Below are 25,267 nucleotides of genomic sequence, written 5' to 3' on the forward strand. Positions count from 1 at the left end.
CCATGGCCACCCTTCCATCATCCGTCACCAGTTACGACCCCCGCCTCGTTCGCGCCGCCATGGCGATGAACGAAAACCGGCTGCATGAGGCCGAGCCCCTGCTGCGCGGCCTGCTCAAGGAAAACCCCTTCGACGTGCGCGCGATCCGCCTGTTTGCCGAACTGGCCGGGCGCATCGGGCGCTATCAGGATGCCGAGAACCTGTTGCGCCGGGCCATCGAACTCGCCCCCGATTTCACCCCGGCGCGGGCCAACCTCGCGCTCGTGCTCTATCGCACCAACCGCACCGCAGAAGCGCTGGCGGAGCTGGAGCAGGTCAATGCCGAGGATCCGGAGAACCTCGGCAACGCCAATCTGCAGGCCGCCGCCTTCGGCCGGATCGGCGAATTCGACGAGGCGCTGGCGCTCTATGCCCGGGTGCTGAAGGACGCGCCGAACCAGCCCAAGGTGTGGATGAGCTATGGCCACCTGCTCAAGACGGTCGGGCGGCTGGAGGAGGGCATTGCCGCCTATCGCCACGCGCTCGCCATCCAGCCGGGCCTCGGCGAGGTGTGGTGGAGCCTTGCCAATCTCAAGACCGTCCGCTTCAGCGATGACGACATGGCCCTGATGCGCGCCGCGCTTGCCAGCGACCGGATCACGCCCGAAGACCGCTGGCACCTCGACTTCGCACTCGGCAAGGCGCACGAGGATCGGCGCGAGGCCGAGGCCGCCTTCGCGCATTATGCGGCCGGCAATGCGCTGCGCCGCAAGCGCCTGCCCTACAAGGCCGCGGACACGACCGCCGCCGTCGATGCCGCGATTGCCGCCGCCACGCCGGAGCTGTTCGCGCGCCACGCCGGGGCAGGGTGCCCCGCGCCCGATCCGATCTTCGTCCTTGGCATGCCACGCGCGGGCTCCACGCTGGTGGAGCAGATCCTCTCCAGCCACAGCCGGGTCGAAGGCACCAGCGAACTGCCCGATATCGGCATGCTCGTGCGCACGGTCACCGACTATCCCGCCGCGCTGGCCGGCCTCGATCCGGGGGGCTTGCGCGATCTGGGCGAGCAGTACCTCGAGCGGACCCGCGTCCAGCGCCATACGGAGCGGCCGCTGTTCATCGACAAGTTGCCCAACAACTGGCTCTACGTGCCGTTCATCCGGCTGATCCTGCCCAATGCTAAGATCATCGACGCGCGGCGCCATCCGCTGTCCTGCTGCTTTTCGAATTTCAAGCAGCACTTCGCGCGGGGGCAGGGCTTTTCCTATGCGCTGGAGGACATGGGCGCCTACTACCGTGACTACGTCCGGCTGATGGCGCACCTTGATCGCGTGCTGCCTGGCGCGGTCCACCGCGTGATCTACGAACGCATGGTCGATGACACCGAAGCCGAAGTGCGCGCGCTGCTCGATTTCTGCGGCCTGCCGTTCGAGCCGGCGTGCCTTGTCTTCTACGAAACCGAGCGGGCAGTCCGCACGCCCAGCTCCGAACAGGTGCGCCAGCCGATCTTCCGCGAAGGCACCGAGGGCTGGAAGGCGTTCGAACCGTGGCTCGATCCCCTCAAGGCCGCGCTTGGCAATGTGCTGGAAAGCTACCCCGCAGCCCCCTCCGGATGGTAGGTTTGCCGGGCAACAGTACGTTGCAAATCGGCCACGCACATGGTCGCATGCTGGCACGGGGCTGAAACACGGTTGAAATTTCGGGCAATGCGGACCACGAGTTGAAACGTTCAGGGGCGCAAAAGGGTTGGCTCATAAAATGAAGACGGCGTACGTGCGCGTTTCGCGCAGCATTCTCATGGCGACGGCGGCTTTTGCCGCGCCGGTCGCACTTGCACAGACCGCACCGCAGGCCGCGACAGAGGCGACGACTGGGGCCGGCGCCACGCTCGATGGCACCGAAATCATCGTGACCGCGCAGAAGCGCAGCGAGAACCTGCAGAACGTGCCGATCTCGATCCAGGCCTTCGGCACCAAGAAGCTCGACGAACTCAACATCGCCAGCTTCGACGACTACGCCAAGGCGCTCCCCAGCGTCAGCTTCCAGTCGTTCGGTCCGGGCCAGACGCAGCTTTCGTTCCGCGGCATCACCAGCGGCGGCGACGGGCTCCACGGCGGTTCGCAGCCCACCGCGGCGCTCTATCTCGACGAAGTTCCCGTCACCACGATTGCCGGTGCGGTCGACCTTCACGTCTACGACATCCAGCGGGTCGAGGCGCTCTCGGGTCCGCAGGGCACGCTGTTCGGTTCGAGCTCGCTCGCCGGCACCCTGCGCATCATCACCAACAAGCCTGAAACCAACGGTTTTGCGGGCCGGATCGACGTGTCGGGCAACAAGGTCGGCAAGGGCACCGGCGGCGGCAGCGCCGAAGGCTTCGTCAACATTCCGCTGAGCGAGCGCGCGGCGCTGCGCGTCATGGCGTTCTACCAGCACGACGGCGGCTATATCGACAGCGTGCCCGGTACGCGCACCTTTACGCTGGGTGACAACAACCCGGACACCAACGTCACGGTGAACAACGCCAAGTACGTCAAGGACAACGTCAACAAGACCGATACCGCCGGCGGCCGCGCCGCGCTCAAGGTCGATCTCGACGACAACTGGACGGTCCAGCCCTCGGTGCTCTACCAGCACCAGACCACGCGCGGCTCGTTCCTGTTCGATCCGCGCTACGGCGATCTCAAGGTCACCGATTTCGGCCCCGGCTATAACCGCGATGCCTGGGCGCTCGCGACGATGACGATCAACGGCAAGATCGGCAGCTGGGACCTGACCTATGCCGGCGGCTACTTCGACCGCCGGGTCGAAAACCTCGCCGACTACTCGGAATACTCGGTCGCCTATGACCAGTTCCAGGGCGGGTTCTACACCTATTTCCAGGCCGCTGACGGCACCTTCCTCGATCCGACCCAGCAGGTCCACAACCACGACGACTACACCAAGCAGAGCCACGAACTGCGCATCGCCTCGCCGACGGGGGACCGCTTCAAGCTCGTCGCGGGCCTGTTCTATCAGCGCCAGACCGACCGCATCGTGGCCGACTACTACATCAACGGCATTTCCGGCATTCCCAATTCGCCGGCGGTGCCCAAGGCGGGCGATGACCTCTTCGCCACGCGCGCCTATCGTGTCGACCGCGACTACGCCGCCTTCGCCGACGGCTCGTTCGACATCACCCCCCAGCTCACGCTGGCCGGCGGCATCCGCGTGTTCAAGGTCAACAACACCTTCGTTGGCTTCTCGGGCTTCAAGTCGGGCACCACGGCGGCAAACTGCGTTCCCGTGGTGGCCGACGACCGCGTCTGCAACAACTTCGAACGCCAGGCCAAGCAGAGCGGCGAGACGCACCGCGTCAACCTCACGTGGAAGATCGATCCGGATCGCCTCGTCTACGCGACCTACTCGACCGGTTATCGCCCCGGCGGCAACAACCGCCGTCCGAACGTGAACCCCTATGTCGCCGATACGCTCAACAACTACGAGCTGGGCTTCAAGACCTCGTGGTTCGACCGCAAGCTGCGTCTCAACGGCGCGGTGTTCTACGAAAAGTGGAACAAGCTGCAGTACGGCCTGAGCCCGGTCGGCTCGTTCGGCGTGACCAACATCTACAACGCGGGCGATGCGCGCGTGTACGGTGCGGAAATGGACTTCAACCTGCGCCTCGGCGGGCTCAGCCTCTCGGGTTCGGGCGCGCTGATCGATGGCAAGCTGACGACCGACTTCTGCTCCTTCGATGCCAACGGCAACCCTGATTGCACGCTCGGCGTGATCGCTGCGGCCAAGGGTACGCCGCTGCCGATCCAGCCGAAGTTCAAGGGCAACATGACCGCGCGCTACGAGTTCGCCATGGGCAAGGCCAAGGCCTTCATCCAGGGCTCGCTCAACCACCAGTCGGGCACGCGCTCCTACCTCACCACGCGCGAGGCGGATCTGCTGGGCCGCACCAAGGGGTTCGAGACGTTCGACTTCTCGCTCGGTGCCAAGGTCTCGGGCTTCGATGTCTCGGCCTTCATCGAGAACGCCTTCGACAAGCGCGGCATCCTCAGCATCAACACGGTCTGCACGCCGTCGATCTGCGGTGCCGGCCGCCGGTTCTATCCGATCAAGCCGCAGGTGTTCGGCATCAAGCTCGGCCACGATCTTTGATGGCTGTTTCAGCCTAGCTGAAACAGAGGCGGTACCGGCCCGCTCCCCCACCTGCCACCCATAACGGACAATTCCGTTGGGTGGCAGGTGGGGGGGCGGGCCGGTACCGCCTTCCCCGTCAGGGGAACACATCAAGGTCTGTCGAGCACGTATCCCAGAGAACGGACGGTGCGCAGCGGATAGCCGGCACCCGCTTCGCGCAAGGCGCGGCGCAGGCGGCTGACCCAGGCATCGACGGTGCGTTCGTCGATCGGCTGGTCCTTCTTGCCCAGCGCCGCGATCAGCTGCGAACGGCTGAAGACATGGCCCGGCTGCTCCATCAGATAGCGCAACAGGCGCAGCTCATTGGGCATCAGCGGTACGGGCCGGTCGCGCCAGCGGGCCTGCAGCGCGGTGAGGTCAAGCGAGAGGTCGCCCAGCCGCAGCGCGCGGGCCGGGGCATCGCGTTCGGGAAGCTGGACCGAAAGCACGCGGTCGAGCACAGCGGCGCGGTCGATCGGGCCGATGATGTAGTCGTCCGCACCGGCGCGCAGCGCGCGGCGCTTGACGTCGGCATCGTCCTCTTCCAGCACCATGGTGATATGCGCGGCTTCGGTCTGCACGTCACAGCGCAGCCGGCGGCACAGTTCCAGCCCCGAAAGCTCGGGCAGCAGCCAGTCGATGAACGCCCAGGGGCTGCCATCGAGCAGCGGCAGCGGTGCCGTCCAGTTCCAGCCGTGGAACACCACGCGCAAGTCGCCGTGCGCGAACGTGTCCTGTCCGCCGGGAAGCGCATCGGTCAGAAGAATGTCGATCTGCCGCATCGAAGCCGGTTCTCCCTGCCCGGCTCCGCGAGGGGGCCGAACATCACGAGCGGCTCTTTGTCGCCCCACTGTGACGACGCCATGACGATGTGACAGTGCGGCGCAGCAAAGTCAGGCCAGAACAGGCCAAGACCCTAGACCGGCAGCCCCACATAGTTTTCGGCAATGCTCGCCTGCGCCGCATCGCTCGAGGCGATGTAGTCCAGCTCCGCCACCTGCATTGCGCGCTCGAATGGCCCGTCATCGGGGAAGCGGTGCATCAGCTTGGTCAGCGTCCAGCTGAAGCGCTCGCATTTCCACACGCGGGCGAGGGCGCGCGCCGAATAGGCGGCAACCGCATCATTGTCGCTCCGCCTGAAACATCCGGTGAGCGCTTCGGCTGCATAGTGCACGTCGCTTGCGGCCAGGTTCAGCCCCTTGGCCCCGGTGGGCGGCACGATATGCGCGGCGTCCCCGCACAGCAGCAGGCTGCCATGGCGCATCGGTTCGAACACGTAGGAGCGCAAGGGGGCGATCGACTTTTCGATGGAGGGCCCGCGCGTCATGTTCGCCGCCGCCTCGGGCCCCAGCCGCACCGCCAGCTCGTCCCACAGCCGCGCGTCGCTCCAGTCCTCGATCTTCTCGGTCAGCGGCACGTCGATGTAGTAGCGGCTGCGCGTGTGGCTGCGCATCGAGGCCAGTGCGAAGCCGCGTTCGTGGTTGGCGTAGATCAGTTCGGGGTTGCACGGCGGCACGTCTGCCAGAATGCCCAGCCAGCCGAAGGGATAGACCCGTTCGTATTCGCGGCCCACTCCTGCCGGAATGGCCTTGCGCGAAGGCCCGTGGAACCCGTCGCAGCCGGCGATGAAGCGCGCGGTCACGCGCGCCTCGCGGCCGTCCTTGCGGAAGGTGACGGAGGGCGCATCGCTATCGATATCGTGCAGCGCCACGTCCTCGGCCCCGTAGATCACCTCGAGGCCGCGCGCGGGCGCTGCGTCCATCAGGTCCCGGGTGATTTCGGTCTGGCCGTAGACGGTCACGGTCTTGCCGGTGAACTTCGCCACATCGATGCGGATCAGCCGCTCGCCGTCGGCCAGGTTGAAGCCTTCCTCAACCAGCCCTTCCGCCTTCAGCCGCGCATCGAGCCCCAGCCGCTCCATCAGCCCCACGGTGATCTGTTCCAGCACCCCGGCGCGGATGCGCGAGAGGACGTAGTCGGGCGTCTGGCGCTCGATCACCACGCAGTCCACGCCTTCGGCCTTGAGCAGATGGCCCAGCAGCAGGCCGGCTGGCCCTGCACCGATGATGGCAACCCGGGTGTCCATGAACGTCTCTCCCCTTGTCCGCAGCGGCGGCGGATCACGTTTCGCCATTTGACATCGCCGGCGGGGCAGCGGAAGGCAGGGGCGGGACAAACATCTGGTACTTTCAGGACATGGCAGAGGCAATTCCTCGCTACGCACTCTATGGCGAAGGCCCTCTGGAATTTTGGGCGCAGGCCCCCGGCGGCTTTGCACATATCGAGACGATTGCGGAACGCAGCGCGCTGCATGATTGGGAAATCGGGGTCCACCGGCACGATCACTTCGTTCAGGTTCTGCTGGTAGAAGAAGGACAGGCCGAAGTGACGCTGGAAGGCGTGGCCACCGGGCTGGGCGCGCCGGGCCGGGTGATCGTCCCCGCCGCCGCCGTCCACGGCTTCCGCTTCCGCCAGGGCACGCGCGGCTTTGTCCTCACCTTGTCCACCGACTTTTCCACACGCGCGGCAGGTGCGGCGGACCCCCTGATCGCCATGCTCGCGCGCGGCGGCATCGCGCCGCTTTCGCCCTCGGCGGCCACCCGCGCCCTGTGGCTGGCGCGCGAGATGCTGGGGCTGCAACAAGAATGGCAGCAACAGGACCCGCTGTTCCTCGCGCTCGCCGAAAGCCTCGTGCGCACGCTGGGGCGCGATGAGGGCGTGGCCGGCGCCGGGGCCGGGGCAAGCGCCATCACCGCCGACCAGCGCCTTGCCCGCTTCCGCCAGCTTGTCGAACTGCACTATCGCCAGCACCGCGAGCTCGATTTCTACGCCGGCGCGCTCGGCCTCACCCGCCGCACGCTCTCGCGCCTCACCGCCGCGCGGCTCGGCTGCTCGCCGCAAGAGCTCATCCACCGCCGCCTTGCGCTCGAAGCCCAGCGCCTGCTGCGCTACACCAACGCCACCGCTACGCAGGTCGCCGCTGAACTCGGCTTCGAAGATCCGTCGTACTTCTCGCGCTTCTACTTGCGCATGACCGGCAGGCGTCCCGGCGAGGAGCGGGGCTAGTTCCGCCCTTGCCACGCCCGCCCCATCCTCTATGAAAAGTTCACAAGTATGAACTGGAGCGGAGCGTTATGGCCAAGATCAAGACCTCACACGTCGGCAGCCTGCCGCGCGGCGATGAACTCACCCCGCTGCTCCTCGCGCGCGACAAGGGCGAGGCCTATGACGCCGAAGCGTTCGACACCGCCGTTTCCGCTGCGGTCGATGCCGCGGTCAAGGCGCAGGTCGAAGCTGGCGTTTCCGTGGTTTCCGATGGCGAGCTCGGCAAGGTCGGCTACTCGACTTACATGATCGAGCGCCTTTCCGGCTTTGGCGGCCATATCGACCGCAAGCCTGCGGCGGACCTCGCCGAAGTGCCCAACCTCGCCAAGAAGCTCTCCGCCATCATGGGCAGCCAGGAATTCGTGCGCGCCTCGTGCATCGGCGATGTGCGGCTGGTTTCGCTGCAGCCGCTGCACGATGATATCCGCCGCTTCCGCGCCGCTCTCGACGCGCACGCCGCGCCCGATACCGAGGCCTTCATGAACGCCGCGTCGCCCGGCCTCATCACCGCCTTCCAGGTCAACCGTCACTATCCCAGCCACGAAGCCTATCTCGCCGATCTGGCAGACGCGATGCGCGAGGAATACGAGACCATCGTGAACGCGGGCTTCTACCTCCAGCTCGATTGCCCCGATCTCGCGATGAGCCGCCACACCGGCTATCAGGACATGAGCGAGGAAGACTTCCTGAAGGTCGCCGCCGCCAACGTCGAGGCGCTCAACGCCGCCACCGCCAATATCCCGCCCGAGCGGATGCGGATGCACGTGTGCTGGGGCAATTACGAGGGCCCGCACGACCACGACATCCCGCTCGAGCGCGTGATCGACATCGTGCTGAAGGCACGGCCTTCCACCGTGCTGTTCGAAGCGGCCAACCCGCGCCACGAGCATGAATGGAAGGTGTGGAAGGACGCCAGGCTGCCCTCCGACAAGATCCTCGCGCCCGGCGTGATCGACACCTGCTCGAACTACATCGAGCATCCCGAACTGATCGCCCAGCGCATCGAGCGCTTTGCCGCCATCGTCGGGCCGGACCGGGTCGTCGGCAGTACCGATTGCGGCTTCGGCACCTTCGCGGGCTATGGCAAGATCGATCCCATCGTCACCTGGCGCAAGCTGCGCAATCTGCGTGAGGGCGCCGATATCGCGGCGGCGCGCCTGTGACGGACGAGGAACGCCGCGCTGCCGAGGCCGACTGCGCCCGCCTCATCGCGCTCTACGCCAACCTCAATGACGAGGCGCGCTGGGACGAGGTGGTCGCGCTCTATGCCGAAGACGGCGTGATGGTTCGTCCCACCGCGCCCGACGCGCCGATCCACGGGCGCGAGGCGATCCTTGCCGCGTTCAAGAGCCGGCCGGCGCGCACCACCCGGCACGTGTGCAGCAATGTCGTGATCACGCTGGAGAGCGCCGATACCGCGAGGGGGGTCAGCGCGATGCTCCTCTTCACCGGTGCCGCCGCGCCGCTGGTGGGCTCGTTCCACGACCGGTTCGTGCGCACTGCCGAAGGCTGGCGCTTCGCCGAGCGGCGCGGCTCGCTCACATTCGCCCCCTGATCGGCGCACCCGGATGAATGCATCTGCCGCCGCCCCGCCGGTCAAATCCGCGCTGCGCACGCTCGATGTGATCGAGTTCGTCGTCGCACACCGGCAGGGCGTCGTGGCGCAGGAAATTGCCGGCGCGCTGGGCATTCCGGTCAGCAGCCTGTCCTATCTGCTCACCACGCTGGCGGACCGGGGCTATCTGGTGCGCGAAGGGCGCCGCTATCTGCCCGGGCCGGGCCTGAACCGCCTTCGGGCAAGCGCCAATGCCCTGCCGCTGGCCGACCGCGTCGGCCCGCTTGTCCGCGCGCTCAAGGGTGAGCTCAACGAGACGGCCTCGTTCATGGTGCAGCGCGGCTGGGATGTTGAGGCCCTCGTGACGGAAGCGAGCGACCAGGCGCTGCGCTATGCCGTCGATCCCGGCACGCGGCGGCCGCTGCACGCGCTGGCCGCCGGCAAGGTCATCCTCTCCGCGCTGCCCGAGGCCGAACGCGCCCGCTACTTCGCCGAAACCACCCGCGTCGCCTTCACGCCCGCCACGCGCACGAGCGAGGCTGACCTTACGGCCGACATGGCCCGCATTGCGGTGGACGGCGTGGCCGTGGTGCGTGAGGAAGCGACGGTCGGCATCATCGGCACCGCCGCACCGGCGCGGCTTGACGGGGCATTCGTCGGCGCGTTCAGCGTCGCGATCCCGGCTGTCCGCTTCGACACCGCGCTGGAAGCCCGTGTAAGGCAAGCGCTCCTGCGCGCAGCTGCGGCGCTGGCCTGAAATTCCTCCCCGAGTTTGCCTCGGGGAGGTGGCCTACCGCAGGCGGATCGGAGGGGCAGCTTACTTCTTCATCCCTTCGGTGATCCGCTGCGTTTCCGCCTGCGTCGAGGCCGGCCCGGTGTTGCGCTTGTAGATGCCGCCCTGGCCCCCCGCGCGGTTGAACAGGTCCGGATCACCCTCACGCTGCTCCAGCCCGAACAGCGGAAACAGCCCCGGATGCCGGCCCAGACCGCCGTAAAGATCAAGGCACCGCTCGATCCAGCCCCGCAGCGGATCGTCCTCCGCGAGCACCGGGGTCTTGCACACCGAGGCGGTGAAGAGAATGCCGCCGAGGATGCGGTAGTCGGCATAGTTGGGCGAATCGCCGCCCAGCCATTCGCTCTGCCCCAGCGCGGCGCGCAGCGGCTCCAGTGCGGCGGAAATCTTGGGCAGGCGATCCTCGCGTCCGGCCTGCACATCCTCCAGCTTGCGCCCCAGCATCTTCTCGCGGCTGTGCGTCACATATTCGTGGTCCTGCGGCACCGAGAGATCGCGGTAGTCGGCGCAGAAGCAGAACATCCACGGGCCGACGGCGGCGTTCCAGAACCAGTGATCCAGCGCCTTCAGGGTCGCGGCGACCGAGGGATGCGGGATCAGGGCAGGGCGGTCCGGGTACTTGGCGTCGAGGTATTCGACGATCCCCCAGCTATCGAGCACCCATTCGCCATCGTCGACAATCGCGGGCAGACGCTCGGTCTTGCCGCCGGTCCGTTCCAGAATTCCGGTGAACCCGCCGGGCACCACGTCCAGATCGAAGCCCTTGTGCTTCAGGGCATATTTGGTGGCCCACACAAACGGGCTGATCGTTGCACCCGTGCTCAGCGCAAGGTCGTAGAATGTGATCGTGTTGTTGGCGGCCATGGGGGCTCCTCTGGTTTCTCGTTGCCTGCAATCTGCCAGAGATTGTTAGTAACACAAACTATTTTCGCGCTCTCGACCAAGCGAAAAGCGCCGGCTCCGCATCTCCGGAGCCGGCGCTTTGCACTGTGTCCTAGCCGCTGAAACCTCAGGCTTTGCGCGTGCGCCAGCCTTCGGCGTAGTTGTCGCGGGCCGCCGCCACATAGGGCACCGGCGCAACGACGGCCTTGATCTCGGTCTGCACGTGCGGCTCGACGGTGGGCTTGCTGGTACCGCCATCGGGCTCGCCCCACAGCAGCGTCACTTCGGTGCCCGGCGCAGTGAAGCCCGGCTCCATCATGGCGAGCGTCAGGAACTTGCCCTCGTTCGCGGTGTAGCCGATCCAGGTGGAGAGGCCGACCTGCTTGCCGCCCGAGAGCACCTGATCGAACGGGTGCATCGAGTACACCGAGCTCGGGTATTCCATGAACTTTGCCCGCTCGCCGTTCGACAGCGCGGACGACTGCACGCGCATCACGTCCTCGTTGTCGAGCGCCAGCGTCACCTTGGTGCGGTGGTTGCCCGCCGCCGCCATCTTTTCGAGCGCGGCGCGGCCGATGAACTCGTGGTCGAACTTCACGAACGGGCCGTAACCGAGGTCCCACGGCGTGGTGTAGTAACCCTCGACCGTCTCGGGCACCCAGCTGCCGCCGACCGAGCACTTCGCCTCATAGGAATTGGCCGTCAGCCACGCGCGGTAAGGCGCCAGCGCCTCGCCGGTGTAGATCGCGGGGAAGGGGGAGGGGATCCAGCCCGATTCCAGCGTGTTGGAGGAATAGGCCCGGCCGCCGACGAGCGCCATGCCGAACTCCTTGCCCGCCTCGACCAGCGCGGCATGGACCGCGCCGTAATCTTCCCAGGGGCCGAACAGCTCGAAGCCCGGCTGGCCCGCCATGCCATGGCGCAGCGCGCGCACTTCCTTGCCGCCGATGGTCAGGCGGCACATGTGGAAGAACTTCAATTCGGGCGGGGTCGCCCCGATGGCCTTCTCGATGATCTTCATCGCGTTGGGGCCCTGGACCTGGAAGCGGTACGAATTGCGCTTGCCGTCGCTGCGCATTGCCCAGCGTTCGTCGCGCTCCACCGTCACGTTCCAGTTTCCGGTGGCGGCGTGGTATTCCACCCACTCGATCGTCGGCGCGCGGCCGACGAGGTTGAAGTGGTTCTCGTCGAGATAGAACAGAATCACGTCGCCGATCACGTAACCGTCGGGCGTGACGGGCACGAACTGCTTGGCGCGTTCGGGCTGGAAGTTCTTGAATGAGTTGATGCCGAGGTGCTCGAGCATCGCGAAGGCATCCTGGCCCTTAACCGCCAGATCGACCATGTGGTAGGACTGGTTGTACAGCACCGCCGTGTGCCCCCAGGCCCACTGCTCCGCGCGCCAGTTGGAGTATTCGGCCGGCACGCCCGGATAGACATTGGGGCCGACCTGCTGGTTGCGCAGGAAGTGGACGAGATCGCTTTGGCCAGCGATCACGGATTCAAGGGACTGGGTCACGACAGGGCTCTCCCGAAATGCGGTTACCCGTCTGCCATGCCTCAATTTCATCCGGCTGAAAAGTTCAGTTATGTGAAATGGCGAAAAAAGTTGGTACCTGTTTGCAGGAGCCGGGCCAGGTACAAACTGTCGTGGTGCCTGAAATCTATTGGCCCCAGCTGCGCCACAGGGCGGAATCAATGAGGACTGCCAACAAGACACTGATGGCAGACCCGAGACCGACAACACTCATCGTGTACCAATACGAAAGAGGGTTAGCTGAACGCGTGTAGCGATGATATCTATCTGATATTGCGCCGGTCTTTAGCCCCGTCCAGGTCAGCCGGATAAAGAAGGCGCAAGCGCCATTTGGCAAGACGAGCATCGCGATCGTTCGGGGTAGGGCATAAACGGCTGCGAGGACGGCCCATATGACAATGACCAGCGGAACGATGAGGAAGGTGATCACCCCGTTCGCGGGCCCGAACTTGCTCATTGATGCGGGTACTCCCTGCCGACCTTGACGGGATATCAACGGGGGCGATCGCAAACAACATTTCAGATCGCCCAAACGCAAAAGGCCGGCCCAAACGGACCGGCCCCTTGGCTGAACATGGAGCTGGAATCAGCCCTCGACGTGCTCGGCGAGGACCGTCAGGCCCTTTTCGCTCACTTCGGCAAAGCCGCCCGTGATGCGGATGTCCTCAGGCGCCGCGCCATTGGTGCGGTACACCCGAAGCGCACCGTCCTGGATCGTCGACATGAACGGCGCGTGGCCTTCCAGCACGCCGAAGTTGCCTTCGGAGCCGGGGACTTCGACCATGAAAACCTCTTCCGAACGGACGAGGCGGGCCGGGGTGACGAGTTCGAAGTGCAGGGACATGTCGGGTTCCTAAGGCCCCCTCCCGCCGGGCGGGAGAGGGCAAAGCAAAATCAGGCTTCGTCAGCCAGCTTCTTGGCCTTGGCGATCGCATCGTCGATGCCGCCGACCATGTAGAACGCGGCTTCCGGCAGGTGGTCGTACTCGCCGTCGACAACCGCCTTGAACGAACGGACGGTGTCTTCGACCTGCACGAACTTGCCCGAGATGCCGGTGAACACTTCGGCGACGTGGAAGGGCTGCGAGAGGAAGCGCTGGATCTTGCGCGCGCGCGCCACGATCAGCTTATCTTCTTCCGAAAGCTCGTCCATGCCGAGAATGGCGATGATGTCCTGCAGCGACTTGTACTTCTGCAGGGTTTCCTGAACGCGGCGGGCGGTCTCGTAGTGCTCCTGGCCGACGACGGCCGGGGTGAGAACGCGGCTGGTCGAGTCGAGCGGGTCCACCGCCGGATAGATGCCGAGTTCCGAGATCGCGCGGTTCAGCGTGGTCGTCGCGTCCAAGTGGGCAAACGAGGCAGCCGGCGCCGGGTCGGTAAGGTCGTCCGCGGGCACGTAGATCGCCTGAACCGAGGTGATCGAACCCTTGGTCGTCGAGGTGATGCGCTCCTGCAGCGCGCCCATGTCGGTCGCGAGGGTCGGCTGGTAGCCCACCGCCGAAGGAATACGGCCGAGCAGCGCCGACACTTCCGAACCCGCCTGCGTGAAGCGGAAGATGTTGTCGACGAAGAACAGCACGTCCTGGCCTTCCTCGTCGCGGAAGTATTCGGCCATGGTCAGACCCGAAAGCGCGACGCGGGCGCGGGCGCCCGGCGGCTCGTTCATCTGGCCGAACACGAGCGCCACCTTCGAGCCGTCCGGGGTCGGGTTGCCGTCGGCGTCCTTGGCGATAACGCCGGCGTCGAGGAACTCGTGGTAGAGGTCGTTGCCCTCGCGGGTGCGTTCACCAACGCCCGCGAAAACCGACACGCCGCCGTGGCCCTTGGCGATGTTGTTGATCAGTTCCTGGATGAGCACGGTCTTGCCCACGCCCGCGCCGCCGAACAGGCCGATCTTGCCGCCGCGCGCATAAGGCGCGAGGAGGTCGATGACCTTGATGCCGGTGACGAGAATGGCCGCTTCGGTCGACTGGTCGATGAATTCCGGAGCCTTGGCGTGGATCGGAGCCGACTTCTCGGCGTTCACCGGGCCCTGCTCGTCGATCGGCTCGCCGATCACGTTCATGATGCGGCCCAGCGTCATCGGGCCGACCGGCACCGAGATCTGCGCGCCGGTGCTCTTCACCGTCTGGCCACGGGTCAGGCCGTCGGTCGCGTCCATCGCGATGGTGCGGACGGTGTTTTCACCAAGGTGCTGCGCAACTTCGAGAACGAGGCGGTTGCCGTTGTTGTCGGTTTCGAGCGCGGTGAGAATCGCCGGCAGTTCGCCGGTGAAGGTCACGTCGACGACGGCGCCGATGACCTGGCTGATCTTGCCAGTGGTGGTCTGGTTGAGGACGGCTGCGGTGGCCATTGTTCGTTCCTTGCCTTGAAGTTCTTAGAGCGCTTCGGCGCCCGCGATAATTTCGATGAGTTCGGTCGTGATCGCGGCCTGACGGCTGCGGTTGTACTGGATCGTCAGCTTGCTGATCAGCTCGCCCGCGTTGCGCGTGGCGTTGTCCATTGCGGTCATCGAAGCGCCCTGTTCGGATGCTTCGCGCTCGAGCAGCGCACCGAAGACCTGCGTGGTGACATAGCGCGGCAGCAGCGCCTCGAGGATTTCCTCCTCGCCGGGCTCGTATTCCACAACAGCGTCTCCGCCAGCAGCCACGGCGGGCGCGGGTACGGGGATCAGTTGCTGCGTCACGGGTTCCTGCGTCAGCGCGTTCTTGAACACGGGCGAGACCAGATGCGCGACATCGAACTTGCCGGCCTCGAACATGGCGATCAATTCGTGCGCGATGGCGCTCGCCTCGTCGAAACCGGGCGTGCGCACCAGGCTGGTGTCATATCCGGCGGCAGCGGCAGCCGGAAAGTCACGCCGGATCGGGGCGCGGCCCTTCTTGCCGACGAGGTAGAAGCTGACCTGCTTGCCGGCGGCTTCGAGCGCGCGGGCCTGCAGCTTCGCTTCCTTGACGATGTTCGAATTGAGACCGCCGCACAGGCCCTTGTCGGTGTTGACAACAACGAGGAGGTGGCGCTGGTCAGAGCCCGTCCCGCGCATCAGCAGCGGCGCGCTGTCCTGACCGGCGACCTTGCCGGCAAGGCTGCCCATCACCGCGGCGAGGCGGCTGGCATAGGGGCGCGCGGCTTCAGCGGCACTCTGCGCCTTGCGCAGCTTTGCCGCCGCGACCATCTGCTTGGCCTTGGTGATCTTCTGGGTCGACTTGACCGAGTTGATCCGGCCCTTGAGTTCCTTCAGCGAAGCCACTCTTGTTTCCTCTTAATCGTCATCTCCGCTCCCGGCACGATGTCCGGGAGCGGAGAGGAAGGCGCCTCAGGCGAACTGCTTGCCGAACGCGTCGAGCGCGGCCTTGAGCTTGCCCTTAGCCTCGTCGCCGAGGTCCTTGGTGTCGCGGATCAGCTGCAGCAGGTCGGCGTGGCTGGAGTGCAGGAAGCTCAGCAGCTCCGCTTCGTACTCGCCCACGCGGTTCACCGCGATACCGTCGAGGTAGCCGTTGGTGCCCGCGAAGATCACGCAGGTCTGCTCCTCGAAGCCCAGCGGCGAGAACTGCGCCTGCTTGAGCAGCTCGGTCAGGCGCGCGCCGCGGTTGAGCAGCTTCTGGGTCGAGGCGTCGAGGTCAGACCCGAACTGCGCGAAGGCCGCCATTTCGCGGTACTGCGCGAGCTCGAGCTTGATCGAGCCGGCGACCTTCTTCATCGCCTTGGTCTGTGCCGACGAACCCACGCGGCTCACCGAGAGACCGACGTTGATGGCCGGACGGATGCCCTGGTAGAACAGGCCGGTTTCCAGGAAGATCTGGCCGTCGGTGATCGAGATCACGTTGGTCGGGATGTAGGCCGAAACGTCGCCAGCCTGCGTCTCGATGATCGGCAGCGCGGTGAGCGAGCCATTGCCGTTCTCGTCGTTCATCTTCGCCGCGCGCTCAAGCAGGCGCGAGTGGAGATAGAACACGTCGCCGGGGTAGGCTTCGCGGCCCGGCGGGCGGCGCAGCAGCAGCGACATCTGGCGATAGGCCACGGCCTGCTTGGAAAGGTCGTCGTACACGATCACGGCGTGCATGCCGTTGTCGCGGAAGAACTCGCCCATCGTCGCGCCGGTGTAGGGCGCGAGGTACTGCAGCGGCGCGGGCTCCGAAGCGGTCGCGGCAACGACGATGGAGTATTCCATCGCGCCGTTCTCTTCGAGCTGGCGGACGATCTGCGCGACGGTCGAGCGCTTCTGGCCGACGGCGACGTAGATGCAGTAGAGTTTCTTCGATTCGTCGTCGCCCGCGTTCACGGCCTTCTGGTTGATGAAGGTGTCGATCGCGACGGCGGTCTTGCCGGTCTGGCGGTCACCGATGATCAGCTCGCGCTGGCCGCGGCCGACGGGAACCAGCGCGTCGATCGCCTTGAGGCCGGTCTGCACGGGTTCGTGCACCGACTTGCGCGGGATGATGCCGGGCGCCTTGACTTCGACGCGGGTGCGCTTGTCGGCGACGATCGGGCCCTTGCCGTCGATCGGGTTGCCCAGCGCGTCGACCACGCGGCCGAGCAGGCCCTTGCCGACGGGCACGTCCACGATGGTGCCGGTGCGCTTGACCTGGTCGCCTTCCTTGATCTCGGCGTCCGAGCCGAAGATCACGACGCCGACGTTGTCGGCTTCGAGGTTGAGGGCCATGCCCTTCACCCCGTTCGAGAACTCGACCATCTCGCCGGCCTGGACCTGATCGAGACCGTAGATGCGGGCGATACCGTCACCGACGGACAGCACGGAGCCGACTTCCGAGACCTGGGCCTCGGTGCCGAAGCTGGCGATCTGGTCCTTGATGACCTTCGAGATTTCAGCGGCGCGGATTTCCATTTTCAGCCTTTCAAAAAGCGACTTTGGCTTAGCCCTGGGTCGTTAGCCCTTCATGGCCTGGGCGAGCGAATTGAGACGGGTACGGATCGAGCTGTCGATCATGCGGCTGCCGATCTGGACGACAAGGCCGCCCAGGATAGCCGGATCGACATGTGCCTTCACCGTGACGGAACGGCCCTCGCGGGCCTTGAGCTTGTCGGCAAGCAGCGCGATCTGCGCTTCGTCGAGCGGGTGCGCGGTGGTCACCTCGGCGGTCACCTCTCCGCGCGCGGCGGCGGCGATCGCGGTGAAGGCGCGCACCACGTCGGGCAGCGAGGCGAGGCGGCGGTTCGCCGCCAGTACGCCGAGGAACTTGCGGGTGAGGTCGCCGACCTTCAGATAGTCGGCCACAGCGTCGACCGTCTTGGCGGCGACATCGCGGGAGACTTCGGGGTTTTTGAGCAGCGCCGCAAGATCAGCCGATTCGCGCACAGCAGCCGCAAGGGTGTCGAGGTCGGTTTCGACCGCCGTCACAACCCCCTGTTCGCCCGCCAGGTCATAGAGCGCGGCCGCATAACGTCCCGCCAAGCTGGCCGTAATCCCGCCGGAAATCTCCACGCGCCTTGGTTCCCTTCGTCCAGGATGGATCGCAATTTTCATTGCATCGGGCGATATGCCGCACATGCAGCACGGCCGCCCGCAATGGGGGCGCGCCTAGCAACCAAGTACCGGCCTGACAAGATACCACATGCCGATTCAAAAGGGCATTCAATGCGCCAGGGGGAATTACCCCCCGCTGCGGTGTCCGATCAGGGCCCGGTCAGGGCTGGATCAGGGCGCGATCAGGGCGCAGGGTGGCAGGTGTAGCGCAGCCGTTCGTTGGGTTCGGCGGGCAGCAACGCGCGGATCGCCCCCTGCGCTTCGCCCAGAGCCCGCGCCGCCGCATCGCCCGCCCCGCAGGCCGGCGGAGTCAGTCTGGTCCGCGCCGCCCGCGCGGCGGTCATCGCGTCGAGCCCCATCAGGAACCGCTCCACGGTGTACTCGCGCTTGTCGGGATCGAACTTCGTGACCGAGATCGTCGCTTCGCCCTGCGGCACCAGCACGCGGCTCCAGCCATCGCCGGCAAGGCCGTACTGCGTGCGCCCGTTGACGCAGCCACCCGGCGCCCAGGTCAGCGGCACGTCGGTCACGTCGGAAACGGTCACCCGGCTGCGCGCCGTATCGAGCACGCAGACCAGCTTCTGCGGCGCATCGGCGGGCGCGGCGCTGGCATCTGCCGCCGGGGCGGCTTCGGTTCTGGCCTCGGCCTTCGCCTTGCCTTCGGCGACGATGTCCTTGGCCCTTTCGTCGATCAGGCTCAGCGGCGGGCGCAGCAGCCAGGTGCCCACCGCCGCCAGCACCAGCAGGCCGGCCGCGCCCCCCGCGATCCGCAGTTCGCGCTGCTTGCCACGCTGCAGGAACGCATAGGCCGCCGCGCCGGCCGCCACCGCCGCCACCAGCAGCACGGCCGCCAGCGCAAGCGCGTTGTCGCGCTCGCCCAGAATCTCGAGTTCGGCATCGTGCTGCGCCTTGGCGGCAAACGCGCTTTGCGCCGCCTTGCGCGCTTCGGCCTCGGCGGCGAGCCGCGCCTGATCCTCGGCGCTGCGGGCGGCATCGGCCTTGTCGAGATCGGCGAGCGAGGTGCACGGCAGGCCGCTGGCATGCGCGCTCACCCCCGCCTCCTGCAGGAACGCCGCCAACTCGCGCATCGAGATCGCGAAGTAGAACGCCGAATCGGTCGTGTTCTGGCTGACCGTGCCGAAGCTGTTCACCCCCAGCACCCGCCCGCAGGCATCGAGCAGCGGCCCGCCCGAATTGCCCGCTCCGATCGGCGCGGTGTGCAGGATCGTGTCGAATTCCTTCGAGGAGCGCCCGGCCGAGACATAGCCGCGCGTCTTCACCGCCGCCTGCGGGCTGACGAGGTCGCTCATCGAAAGCCCCTCGGCCATATCGACATTGCCGGGATAACCCACGGCATAGACTTCCTCGCTGTCGGTCGCCGCGCCGCTGAACAGCGTCAGCGCGCTGATCGTCGCGCCCGGCCGCAGCTTCAGCAGGGCAAGATCGCGCCCCGGCGAATAGGCCGCGATCGTGGCCGCAAAGGCGCCGCGCCCTTCGGAGGGGACAACCCCCGCCACGATCCCGTCGCCCGTGCGCAGGTCCTCCACCACATGGGCATTGGTCACCACGAGGTCGGGCGCGATGGCAAAGCCGGTTCCGTGGCTGACGAGCCGCGCGGTGCCCCCGTCGTACTGGATCAGCACTACCCTGACGACGCCGCGGCTGGCGGCGGCGATATCGGCGGGATCGGCGCAGGCGGGGCCGGCGACCAGCAGAAGCAGCGCGCTGGCGAGGCGGGCGATTCGGCGCAGCAGGTCCATTCCGGCAAGATTCCTTTGACGACCGGGATTGCGATGGCCGGGTTTCGCATTAGACCTTGTGGTGTGCAAGGCAGGGGAGAGGCAATGAACAAGCGCGCGATCACGTCCGGGGCGGCCTTTGCCGCGCTTCTTCTTGCCGCGCCGTTTGCCGCACGCGCGGCCGACCAGCCGGTCGAGGTACCCTTCCGCGTCGGCGAAGCCGCGATGGCGATGCCCGTTCCGGCCGGGCTTTGCGTCCCGACCGGGCAGACGGCGGCCCTCTCGCAGATGACCAGCGCCGCCGATACCCGCAACGTCACCGTCACCGATTTCTGGACGTGCGGTGCGCCCGAGAAGGCTGCCGAACGCTACCTTATCATCAAGGTCCCGACCCAGGCGCTGCTGGTGCGCATCGAGAAGGCCTCTGCGCTCGACATGTTCGAGAAAATGCTGTCCGGCCCGGATTCGCCCAGGTATTTCGGGGCCGGCATCGACAGCCAGGTCAAGGAAGGTATCGACAAGGTCATCGGCGGCCAGTCCACGGTGAAGAGCGACTTCGGCTACATCCGGCGCGATGCTGATTGCGTCTACATGGGCGGCAAAGTGTCCATCGGGCTCAATACCGACAAGCAGCCGGCTGCGGGCATGGTCGCCCTGTGCATGACGGTGGTCGGCCAGAAGCTGGTCAATGTGAACCTCTACGATTCCCGCCCCGGCGCGGATATCACCGCCATGCTGGCCGATGCCCGTGCCGTTGCCCAGTCCATCCACCGCACCGATCCGGTAAATTGACCGCAAGCGGCGGGAAGCCTGCTGCCAGCAAGGGCGCTAGGCAGCCGGCACACCCCCGCTGCAGGAGCATTGCCATGAGCCCGTCCCACGCCGCCCCTTCTGCCTGGACCGATGGTGGCCGCGGCGCGCTGATCCGCTGGGATGTCGCGCCCACCTCGCTCGGCCCCATGCTCGTCGCCGCCAGCGAGAAGGGCGTCGTGCGCCTCTCGTTCGGCGAGGATCCCGCCGTCCTCGCCCGGCGCTTCCCGCAGGCCGAACGGGCGCAGGGCGGCGGCGCATTCCCCGCGGTGCTCGCCGACATCGTCAGGGCCGCCGAAGCCCCCGGCGAGGTGGACTTCACGCAGATCCCCGTCGACGTCGCGGGCACGCCCTTTCAGGAAGCCGTCTGGCAGGCGCTGCGCCGCATCCCCAAGGGCGAGACGCGCACCTATGCCCAGCTCGCCGCCGAAGTCGGCCGGCCCGGCGCGGTGCGCGCGGCGGGCTCGGCCAACGGGGCCAATCATGTCTCGCTGCTGATCCCCTGCCACCGCGTGATCCGCACCGACGGCAGCCTCGGCGGCTATGCCTGGGGGCTGGAGATCAAGGCGAAGCTGCTCCAGCGCGAAGGCGCGCTCCTGCTGATTTAGCCGCGCGATTAAATTGCCTTCCCATCGTTGGCGAGCGTGATGTACCCTCGCGCGGAATCAGACCATCAAGGGAGACCTCACATGCCCACCGTCACGCTCGAGCCGGGAATGCCGCAGACCATCGGCGAGGCCTTCGCCCACATCGGCACGGTCACCGCGCCCACGGTCATGGACATCAAGGTCATGTGCCTCATCGAAGCGGCGAGCAAGGAACTCTACCGCGCCACTGCCGCGAATGCCGAGAACCCCGCCGTCGCCGATTTGCTGCGCACCAATGGCGATGAGGAATTTCTCCACGCCCGCCGCGCGGCTGCCGTGCTCAAGGTGCTGACGGGCGAAGACTTCACGCCCCCCGAAGCGGACGAGAACCCCTATCTCGCCAGCGGGATTTTCCCCATCGGCGAATTGACCCCGCCCGCCCTGCGCAAGCTCGCCCAGACCGAGTTCGACGGCGAGACGCTGTATGAAGGCTGGGCGCTGAGCATCGGCAACGCAGAAGCCGCCGCGCTGCTGCGCGCCAACGGCAAGGAGGAAACCGACCACGGCAACCGACTGCTGCAGGCCGCCGCCCTGCTCGAATCCGCGCTGGAGGGGTGAGCGGCGCAGGGGCGGCAATCGCTGCGCTGATTGCCGCTGAAGGCCTCCCCGCCAGCTACCGCGCCACCATCGAAGCGCACTGGCGCCCGCTCGCCGCAGGGATCGCCGCGCGTGCGGTCGCGGCGGGCAGACCGCTCATCGTCGGCGTCAGCGGCTCGCAGGGGAGCGGCAAGAGCACGCTTTGCCGCATGCTGGAAGAGCTGCTGGCGGGCGAACACGGCCTTCACGCCGCCACGCTTTCGCTCGACGATCTCTACCTCACGCGGTCCGCACGTGCGGACCTCGCCCGCACCGTCCATCCGCTCTTCGCCACGCGCGGCGTGCCCGGCACGCACGATGTCGCGCTAGGCCTTGCAGTGCTGGCGGGCGTGCGGGCAGGGCAGGCGGGCCCTGTCCTTCCGCGCTTCGACAAGGCGAGCGACGACCGAGCGCCGGAAAGCGCATGGCCGGCCTTTGCCGCCCCGGTCGATGTGCTTCTGTTCGAAGGCTGGTGCATGGGCGCGCGCCCGCAGGCCGAGGCAGATCTCGTCGCGCCCATCAACCGGCTGGAAGCGGAGGAGGATGCGCAAAGCATCTGGCGCGCCCATGTCAACGCTGCGCTCGCCGGACCTTACCGCGCGCTGTTCGATGCGCCAGATGTGCTGGTCATGCTGCAGGCCCCCGGCTTCGATGCCGTCCTCGGCTGGCGGCAGTTGCAGGAAGCCAAGCTGCGCGCCCGCACCGGCGGCGGGATGTCGGACGCCCAGCTCGCCCGCTTCGTGATGCACTACGAACGCCTGACGCGGCACCTCCTCGCAGACCTTCCGCCGCGCGCCGATATCCTCATCCCGCTCGCCGCAGATCACACCATCGGCACGCCTCGCTATTAAGCTCTCTCCCCTTCAGGGGAGAGGGTTGGGAGAGGGGAATAACCAGATTCCATTTTCCTACATGCATCCGCTTGTGGCAGGTTCCCCATCTGCTCTTTGAATCGTCAAGCCTTTGAAAGAAAATGATAAAACCGGATCGGATTTTTCGCTCAGGACTGTGTCAACAGTGTCAACCTGCGTTGGAATTCAGACGAAGGAATAGGGGTCGATATCGACCGCCACGCGTACCCCCGGCGGCATTCTGAGCGGGGCCAGCCAGGTGCGGATCAGCTTCTGCACTTCGGCGGAGCGGCGTGCCGCGATCAGTAGGCGGTAGCGGTGCCGTCCGCGCAGCAACGAAAGCGGAGCCGGGGCGGGGCCAAGGATGAGGACGCCGGGCTCGTCAGGCCGGGTGCCGCCGATGGCGCGGGCCGCCTCGCGCGCTTCGGCCTCGTCCTCGCTCGAGACGATGATCGCCGCCCACCGCCCGAACGGCGGCGCCCCGGCCTCGCGCCGCGCCTCGGTCTCGGCGGCGTAGAACGCGTCGCGCTCGCCGCTTGCCAGCGCGGCGATCACCGCGGCCTTGGGGTGGCGCGTCTGGATCAGCACGGCTCCCGCCTTGGCCCCGCGGCCCGCGCGGCCGGCAACTTGCGCGATCTGCTGGTAGGTGCGTTCGGCGGCGCGCAGGTCCCCGCCATCGAGCCCCATGTCGGCATCGACTACGCCGACCAGCGTCAGCTCGGGAAAGTGGAACCCCTTGGTGACGAGCTGCGTACCGACGATCACGTCGATCGCTTTCGCCTCAGCCTGCGCTACGAACTCGGCGGCGGCGGCAGGGCTTGCCAGCGTATCGGACGTGACGACCGCCACCCGCGCGCCGGGCAGCAGTTCACCCACTTCGTCGGCGATGCGCTCCACACCCGGCCCGCAGGCGACAAGGCAATCGGGCTCGCCGCATTCCGGGCAGACCGGCGGGGGCGGCACTTCATGCCCGCAGTGGTGGCAGGCGAGGCGCTGCGAGAGCCTGTGCTCGACCAGCCAGGCCGAGCAGTTGGGGCACTTGAAGCGGAAGCCGCAGTGGCGGCACAGCGTGAGCGGCGCATAGCCCCGCCGGTTGAGGAACAGGAGGCTCTGCTCGCCCTTGGCCAGCCGGTCCGCCAGGGCCTCCACCAGCGGCGGCGCCAGCCAGCGCCCGCGCGGCGGCTGCATTTCGGTGAGGTTGACGATCTCGATCTTCGGCAGCGTCGCCCCGCCGAAGCGGCTTGGCAGCACCAGCCGCCTGTAGCGCCCGGCCTCGGCCATCTGCAGGCTTTCGAGCGCCGGCGTCGCGCTGGCCAGCACGACAGGCACTTGCTCGAAGTGTCCGCGCATCACCGCCACATCGCGCGCGTTGTAGCGCACACCGTCGTCCTGCTTGAACGCCACCTCGTGCGCTTCGTCGACCACCACCAGCCCGAGATCGGCAAACGGAAGGAACAGCGCGGACCGCGCGCCGACCACCACTTTCGCGCCGCCGAACGCCACCTGCCGCCACGCCCGCCGCCGCTCCGAAGCCTTGAGCGAGGAATGCCAGGTGACCGGCGCCACCCCGAAGCGCGCCTCGAACCGCCCGAGGAACGCTGCCGTCAGCGCGATTTCCGGCAGCAGCACCAGCACCTGCCGCCCCGCCTCCAGCGCCGCCGCCACGGCTTCGAAATAGGTCTCGGTCTTGCCCGAGCCGGTCACCCCGTCGAGCAGGAACGGCTGGAACGCATGGGCCGAGACCGCCGCCACCATCTCCGCCGCCGCTGCTGCCTGCTCGCCTTCAAGCGCCGGCTGGGCAAAGCGCGGATCGGGCTCCGGGTAAGGCCGGTCGCTGTCGACCAGCACGGCCTCCAGCAGCCCTTGCCCCAGCATGCCGCGCAGCACGGCTTCCGATACCCCTGCGATCTCCGCCAGCTCGCGCATTGTGGCCTGCTCGCCCTGCAGCAGATCGAGCGCCTGCAGCCGCTGCGGCGTCATCCGCGCCGGTTCCACGCCGGTGAGGCGGTATTCGGTGACGGTGCCGCCCCCTTTGAGCGCCGCACTGCTGGAGAGCGTCATGCGCGCCACGGCGGAGAGCGGCGCGAGATAGTAGTCGGCACACCAGCTTATCAGGCGCCTGAGCGGGGCAGGCAGCGGCGGCACCGGCAGCACTTCCAGCACCGCGCGCAGCTTGTGTGCCGGGTAGTCGTCGCCCGGCAGTTCGCCATCGTCCCACACCACGCCGAGGATCTGCCTCGGCCCCAGCGGCAGCACCACCACGCTCCCCGCCGGCGCATCCATCCCCTCGGGCACGCGGTAGTCGAGCGCGCCGAGCGCGGCATTGAAGACGAGGCAGCGGACGCGCGACATGGAACCCATCTAGGCACTCGCGCCCTTGGGGGCAAAGCCTCGCCGCCACCGGTCTGGGGAAGAATGACAGGCTACACAGCGCCCGCCCTCGCGCTATAGGGTTCGCAGAATCGCATACAGGATACGTCTCCCATGAAGTTTTTCGTCGACACCGCCGACACTGCCGAGATTGCCGACCTTGCCTCCACCGGCCTGCTCGACGGCGTGACCACCAACCCCTCGCTCATCGCCAAGGCGGGCCGCGATTTCATCGAGGTGACGCGCGAGATCTGCGCCCTCACCAGCGGTCCGGTCTCGGCCGAAGTGGTCGCGCTCGATCACGCAGGCATGATGCGCGAGGCTGAAATCCTGCGGAAGATCGCCGACAACGTCTGCATCAAGGTGCCGCTGACGATCGACGGGCTCAAGACCTGCAAGGCGCTCACCAGTGAGGGCACGATGGTCAATGTCACGCTGTGCTTCTCGGCCAATCAGGCGCTGCTCGCGGCCAAGGCCGGCGCGACCTTCGTCTCGCCTTTTGTGGGCCGGCACGACGATAACGGCTTCGACGGCATGGACCTTATCCGCGATATCCGCCTGATCTACGACAACTACGCGTTCGGTACGGAAATCCTCGTCGCCTCGATCCGCCACGGCGTCCACGTTCTCGAAAGCGCCAAGATCGGCGCCGACGTGATCACCGCGCCGCCCGCCGTCATCAAGGGCCTGTTCAAGCACGTCCTCACCGACAAGGGCATAGAGGGCTTCCTTGCGGACTGGGCCAAGACCGGCCAGACTATCGGCTGAAACC

22 protein-coding genes and 1 pseudogene are annotated in these 25,267 nt (G+C 66.9%); 11 read left to right on the top strand and 12 right to left on the bottom strand.

Annotation, left to right across the window (positions count from 1 at the left end; all coding sequences use genetic code 11):
* The first annotated feature begins 2 nt into the window (after window positions 1-2).
* The gene (locus AQZ52_RS16480; protein WP_067913459.1) at window positions 3-1,598 is read left to right on the top strand and encodes a tetratricopeptide repeat-containing sulfotransferase family protein; all 1,596 of its coding nucleotides are present in this window, start codon (window positions 3-5) and stop codon (window positions 1,596-1,598) included.
* Between the two features lie 139 nt (window positions 1,599-1,737).
* A complete protein-coding gene (locus tag AQZ52_RS16485) occupies window positions 1,738-4,125 on the top strand; it encodes a TonB-dependent receptor (protein WP_067913461.1) in 2,388 nt (795 codons plus the stop codon).
* Between the two features lie 131 nt (window positions 4,126-4,256).
* Here AQZ52_RS16485 and AQZ52_RS16490 read toward each other — a convergent pair whose 3' ends face one another.
* Both AQZ52_RS16490 and pobA read right to left on the bottom strand, forming a co-directional pair.
* Window positions 4,257-4,928 carry a response regulator transcription factor gene (locus AQZ52_RS16490; RefSeq protein ID WP_067913463.1) on the bottom strand — a complete coding sequence of 224 codons (672 nt, stop codon included), beginning with the start codon at window positions 4,926-4,928 and terminating at the stop codon, window positions 4,257-4,259.
* Between the two features lie 134 nt (window positions 4,929-5,062).
* Window positions 5,063-6,232: a 4-hydroxybenzoate 3-monooxygenase gene (pobA, locus tag AQZ52_RS16495; RefSeq protein ID WP_067913465.1), complete on the bottom strand. Its 1,170-nt coding sequence runs from the start codon at window positions 6,230-6,232 to the stop codon at window positions 5,063-5,065.
* 110 nt (window positions 6,233-6,342) lie between these two features.
* On the opposite strand from pobA, the gene AQZ52_RS16500 reads away from it, so the two are divergent.
* The 4 genes from AQZ52_RS16500 (at window position 6,343) to AQZ52_RS16515 (ending at window position 9,563) form a co-directional block, all read left to right on the top strand.
* Complete coding sequence (locus AQZ52_RS16500; RefSeq protein ID WP_067913467.1) at window positions 6,343-7,212, top strand: helix-turn-helix domain-containing protein; 870 nt, start codon at window positions 6,343-6,345, stop codon at window positions 7,210-7,212.
* Between the two features lie 68 nt (window positions 7,213-7,280).
* Window positions 7,281-8,414, top strand: a complete 1,134-nt coding sequence (locus tag AQZ52_RS16505) for a cobalamin-independent methionine synthase II family protein (RefSeq protein ID WP_067913468.1) — start codon at window positions 7,281-7,283, stop codon at window positions 8,412-8,414.
* Window positions 8,411-8,806: a nuclear transport factor 2 family protein gene (locus AQZ52_RS16510; RefSeq protein WP_067913469.1), complete on the top strand. Its 396-nt coding sequence runs from the start codon at window positions 8,411-8,413 to the stop codon at window positions 8,804-8,806. Before AQZ52_RS16505 ends, AQZ52_RS16510 begins: the two co-directional genes overlap by 4 nt.
* 13 nt (window positions 8,807-8,819) lie before the next feature.
* Window positions 8,820-9,563 (top strand): IclR family transcriptional regulator, encoded by a 744-nt coding sequence (locus tag AQZ52_RS16515; RefSeq protein WP_067913471.1) that lies wholly within the window; start codon window positions 8,820-8,822, stop codon window positions 9,561-9,563.
* 60 nt (window positions 9,564-9,623) lie between these two features.
* Here AQZ52_RS16515 and AQZ52_RS16520 read toward each other — a convergent pair whose 3' ends face one another.
* The 9 genes from AQZ52_RS16520 to AQZ52_RS16560 form a co-directional block, all read right to left on the bottom strand.
* Window positions 9,624-10,463 (bottom strand): beta-etherase, encoded by an 840-nt coding sequence (locus AQZ52_RS16520; protein WP_067913477.1) that lies wholly within the window; start codon window positions 10,461-10,463, stop codon window positions 9,624-9,626.
* Between the two features lie 145 nt (window positions 10,464-10,608).
* Window positions 10,609-12,000, bottom strand: coding sequence for a syringate O-demethylase (gene desA, locus AQZ52_RS16525; protein ID WP_240481720.1), 1,392 nt, complete (start codon window positions 11,998-12,000; stop codon window positions 10,609-10,611).
* A 145-nt stretch (window positions 12,001-12,145) separates the two neighbouring features.
* On the bottom strand, window positions 12,146-12,475 hold the full coding sequence (locus AQZ52_RS18815) for a hypothetical protein (RefSeq protein WP_067913497.1): 330 nt from the start codon (window positions 12,473-12,475) through the stop codon (window positions 12,146-12,148).
* A gap of 129 nt (window positions 12,476-12,604) precedes the next feature.
* A complete protein-coding gene (locus AQZ52_RS16535) occupies window positions 12,605-12,862 on the bottom strand; it encodes an ATP synthase F1 subunit epsilon (protein ID WP_054121972.1) in 258 nt (85 codons plus the stop codon).
* A 50-nt stretch (window positions 12,863-12,912) separates the two neighbouring features.
* Window positions 12,913-14,370, bottom strand: coding sequence for a F0F1 ATP synthase subunit beta (atpD, locus tag AQZ52_RS16540; protein WP_067913500.1), 1,458 nt, complete (start codon window positions 14,368-14,370; stop codon window positions 12,913-12,915).
* A 24-nt stretch (window positions 14,371-14,394) separates the two neighbouring features.
* A complete protein-coding gene (locus AQZ52_RS16545; protein ID WP_067913506.1) occupies window positions 14,395-15,267 on the bottom strand; it encodes a F0F1 ATP synthase subunit gamma in 873 nt (290 codons plus the stop codon).
* A gap of 66 nt (window positions 15,268-15,333) precedes the next feature.
* On the bottom strand, window positions 15,334-16,863 hold the full coding sequence (gene atpA / locus AQZ52_RS16550) for a F0F1 ATP synthase subunit alpha (RefSeq protein WP_067913509.1): 1,530 nt from the start codon (window positions 16,861-16,863) through the stop codon (window positions 15,334-15,336).
* A gap of 42 nt (window positions 16,864-16,905) precedes the next feature.
* Window positions 16,906-17,460, bottom strand: coding sequence for a F0F1 ATP synthase subunit delta (locus tag AQZ52_RS16555; RefSeq protein ID WP_067913512.1), 555 nt, complete (start codon window positions 17,458-17,460; stop codon window positions 16,906-16,908).
* A gap of 224 nt (window positions 17,461-17,684) precedes the next feature.
* Window positions 17,685-19,262 carry a S1 family peptidase gene (locus AQZ52_RS16560; RefSeq protein ID WP_067913515.1) on the bottom strand — a complete coding sequence of 526 codons (1,578 nt, stop codon included), beginning with the start codon at window positions 19,260-19,262 and terminating at the stop codon, window positions 17,685-17,687.
* An 84-nt stretch (window positions 19,263-19,346) separates the two neighbouring features.
* Between AQZ52_RS16560 and AQZ52_RS16565 the strand changes: the two genes are divergently transcribed.
* The 4 genes and pseudogenes from AQZ52_RS16565 (at window position 19,347) to AQZ52_RS16580 (ending at window position 22,125) form a co-directional block, all read left to right on the top strand.
* Window positions 19,347-20,033, top strand: a complete 687-nt coding sequence (locus AQZ52_RS16565) for a hypothetical protein (protein ID WP_067913518.1) — start codon at window positions 19,347-19,349, stop codon at window positions 20,031-20,033.
* Between the two features lie 95 nt (window positions 20,034-20,128).
* Window positions 20,129-20,659, top strand: a pseudogene (locus tag AQZ52_RS16570) (methylated-DNA--[protein]-cysteine S-methyltransferase); the annotation flags it as partial.
* Between the two features lie 81 nt (window positions 20,660-20,740).
* Entirely contained in the window at window positions 20,741-21,256 is a 516-nt protein-coding gene (locus tag AQZ52_RS16575; RefSeq protein WP_067913521.1) for a ferritin family protein, read from the top strand.
* A gap of 68 nt (window positions 21,257-21,324) precedes the next feature.
* The gene (locus AQZ52_RS16580) at window positions 21,325-22,125 is read left to right on the top strand and encodes a kinase (protein ID WP_205626512.1); all 801 of its coding nucleotides are present in this window, start codon (window positions 21,325-21,327) and stop codon (window positions 22,123-22,125) included.
* Window positions 22,126-22,311: 186 nt separating this feature from the next.
* Here the strand turns inward: AQZ52_RS16580 and AQZ52_RS16585 are convergent, their stop codons facing one another.
* Window positions 22,312-24,477: a primosomal protein N' gene (locus AQZ52_RS16585; protein ID WP_067914147.1), complete on the bottom strand. Its 2,166-nt coding sequence runs from the start codon at window positions 24,475-24,477 to the stop codon at window positions 22,312-22,314.
* A gap of 132 nt (window positions 24,478-24,609) precedes the next feature.
* On the opposite strand from AQZ52_RS16585, the gene fsa reads away from it, so the two are divergent.
* Entirely contained in the window at window positions 24,610-25,263 is a 654-nt protein-coding gene (gene fsa / locus AQZ52_RS16590) for a fructose-6-phosphate aldolase (protein WP_067913524.1), read from the top strand.
* The last annotated feature ends 4 nt before the right edge of the window (window positions 25,264-25,267 follow it).

The organism is Novosphingobium fuchskuhlense, assembly GCF_001519075.1.
Taxonomy (GTDB): domain Bacteria; phylum Pseudomonadota; class Alphaproteobacteria; order Sphingomonadales; family Sphingomonadaceae; genus Novosphingobium; species Novosphingobium fuchskuhlense.

Bases quoted from the DNA above. Each gene is read 5' to 3' on its own strand.
- atpA (WP_067913509.1), bottom strand. From the start codon at position 16,863: ATGGAAATCCGCGCCGCTGAAATCTCGAAGGTCATCAAGGACCAGATC.
- pobA (WP_067913465.1), bottom strand. From the start codon at position 6,232: ATGGACACCCGGGTTGCCATCATCGGTGCAGGGCCAGCCGGCCTGCTG.
- AQZ52_RS18815 (WP_067913497.1), bottom strand. From the start codon at position 12,475: ATGAGCAAGTTCGGGCCCGCGAACGGGGTGATCACCTTCCTCATCGTT.
- AQZ52_RS16480 (WP_067913459.1), top strand. From the start codon at position 3: ATGGCCACCCTTCCATCATCCGTCACCAGTTACGACCCCCGCCTCGTT.
- AQZ52_RS16575 (WP_067913521.1), top strand. From the start codon at position 20,741: ATGCCCACCGTCACGCTCGAGCCGGGAATGCCGCAGACCATCGGCGAG.
- AQZ52_RS16515 (WP_067913471.1), top strand. From the start codon at position 8,820: ATGAATGCATCTGCCGCCGCCCCGCCGGTCAAATCCGCGCTGCGCACG.
- AQZ52_RS16520 (WP_067913477.1), bottom strand. From the start codon at position 10,463: ATGGCCGCCAACAACACGATCACATTCTACGACCTTGCGCTGAGCACG.
- AQZ52_RS16500 (WP_067913467.1), top strand. From the start codon at position 6,343: ATGGCAGAGGCAATTCCTCGCTACGCACTCTATGGCGAAGGCCCTCTG.
- AQZ52_RS16535 (WP_054121972.1), bottom strand. From the start codon at position 12,862: ATGTCCCTGCACTTCGAACTCGTCACCCCGGCCCGCCTCGTCCGTTCG.
- AQZ52_RS16565 (WP_067913518.1), top strand. From the start codon at position 19,347: ATGAACAAGCGCGCGATCACGTCCGGGGCGGCCTTTGCCGCGCTTCTT.
- AQZ52_RS16505 (WP_067913468.1), top strand. From the start codon at position 7,281: ATGGCCAAGATCAAGACCTCACACGTCGGCAGCCTGCCGCGCGGCGAT.
- AQZ52_RS16485 (WP_067913461.1), top strand. From the start codon at position 1,738: ATGAAGACGGCGTACGTGCGCGTTTCGCGCAGCATTCTCATGGCGACG.
- AQZ52_RS16560 (WP_067913515.1), bottom strand. From the start codon at position 19,262: ATGGACCTGCTGCGCCGAATCGCCCGCCTCGCCAGCGCGCTGCTTCTG.
- fsa (WP_067913524.1), top strand. From the start codon at position 24,610: ATGAAGTTTTTCGTCGACACCGCCGACACTGCCGAGATTGCCGACCTT.
- atpD (WP_067913500.1), bottom strand. From the start codon at position 14,370: ATGGCCACCGCAGCCGTCCTCAACCAGACCACCACTGGCAAGATCAGC.
- AQZ52_RS16585 (WP_067914147.1), bottom strand. From the start codon at position 24,477: ATGTCGCGCGTCCGCTGCCTCGTCTTCAATGCCGCGCTCGGCGCGCTC.
- AQZ52_RS16490 (WP_067913463.1), bottom strand. From the start codon at position 4,928: ATGCGGCAGATCGACATTCTTCTGACCGATGCGCTTCCCGGCGGACAG.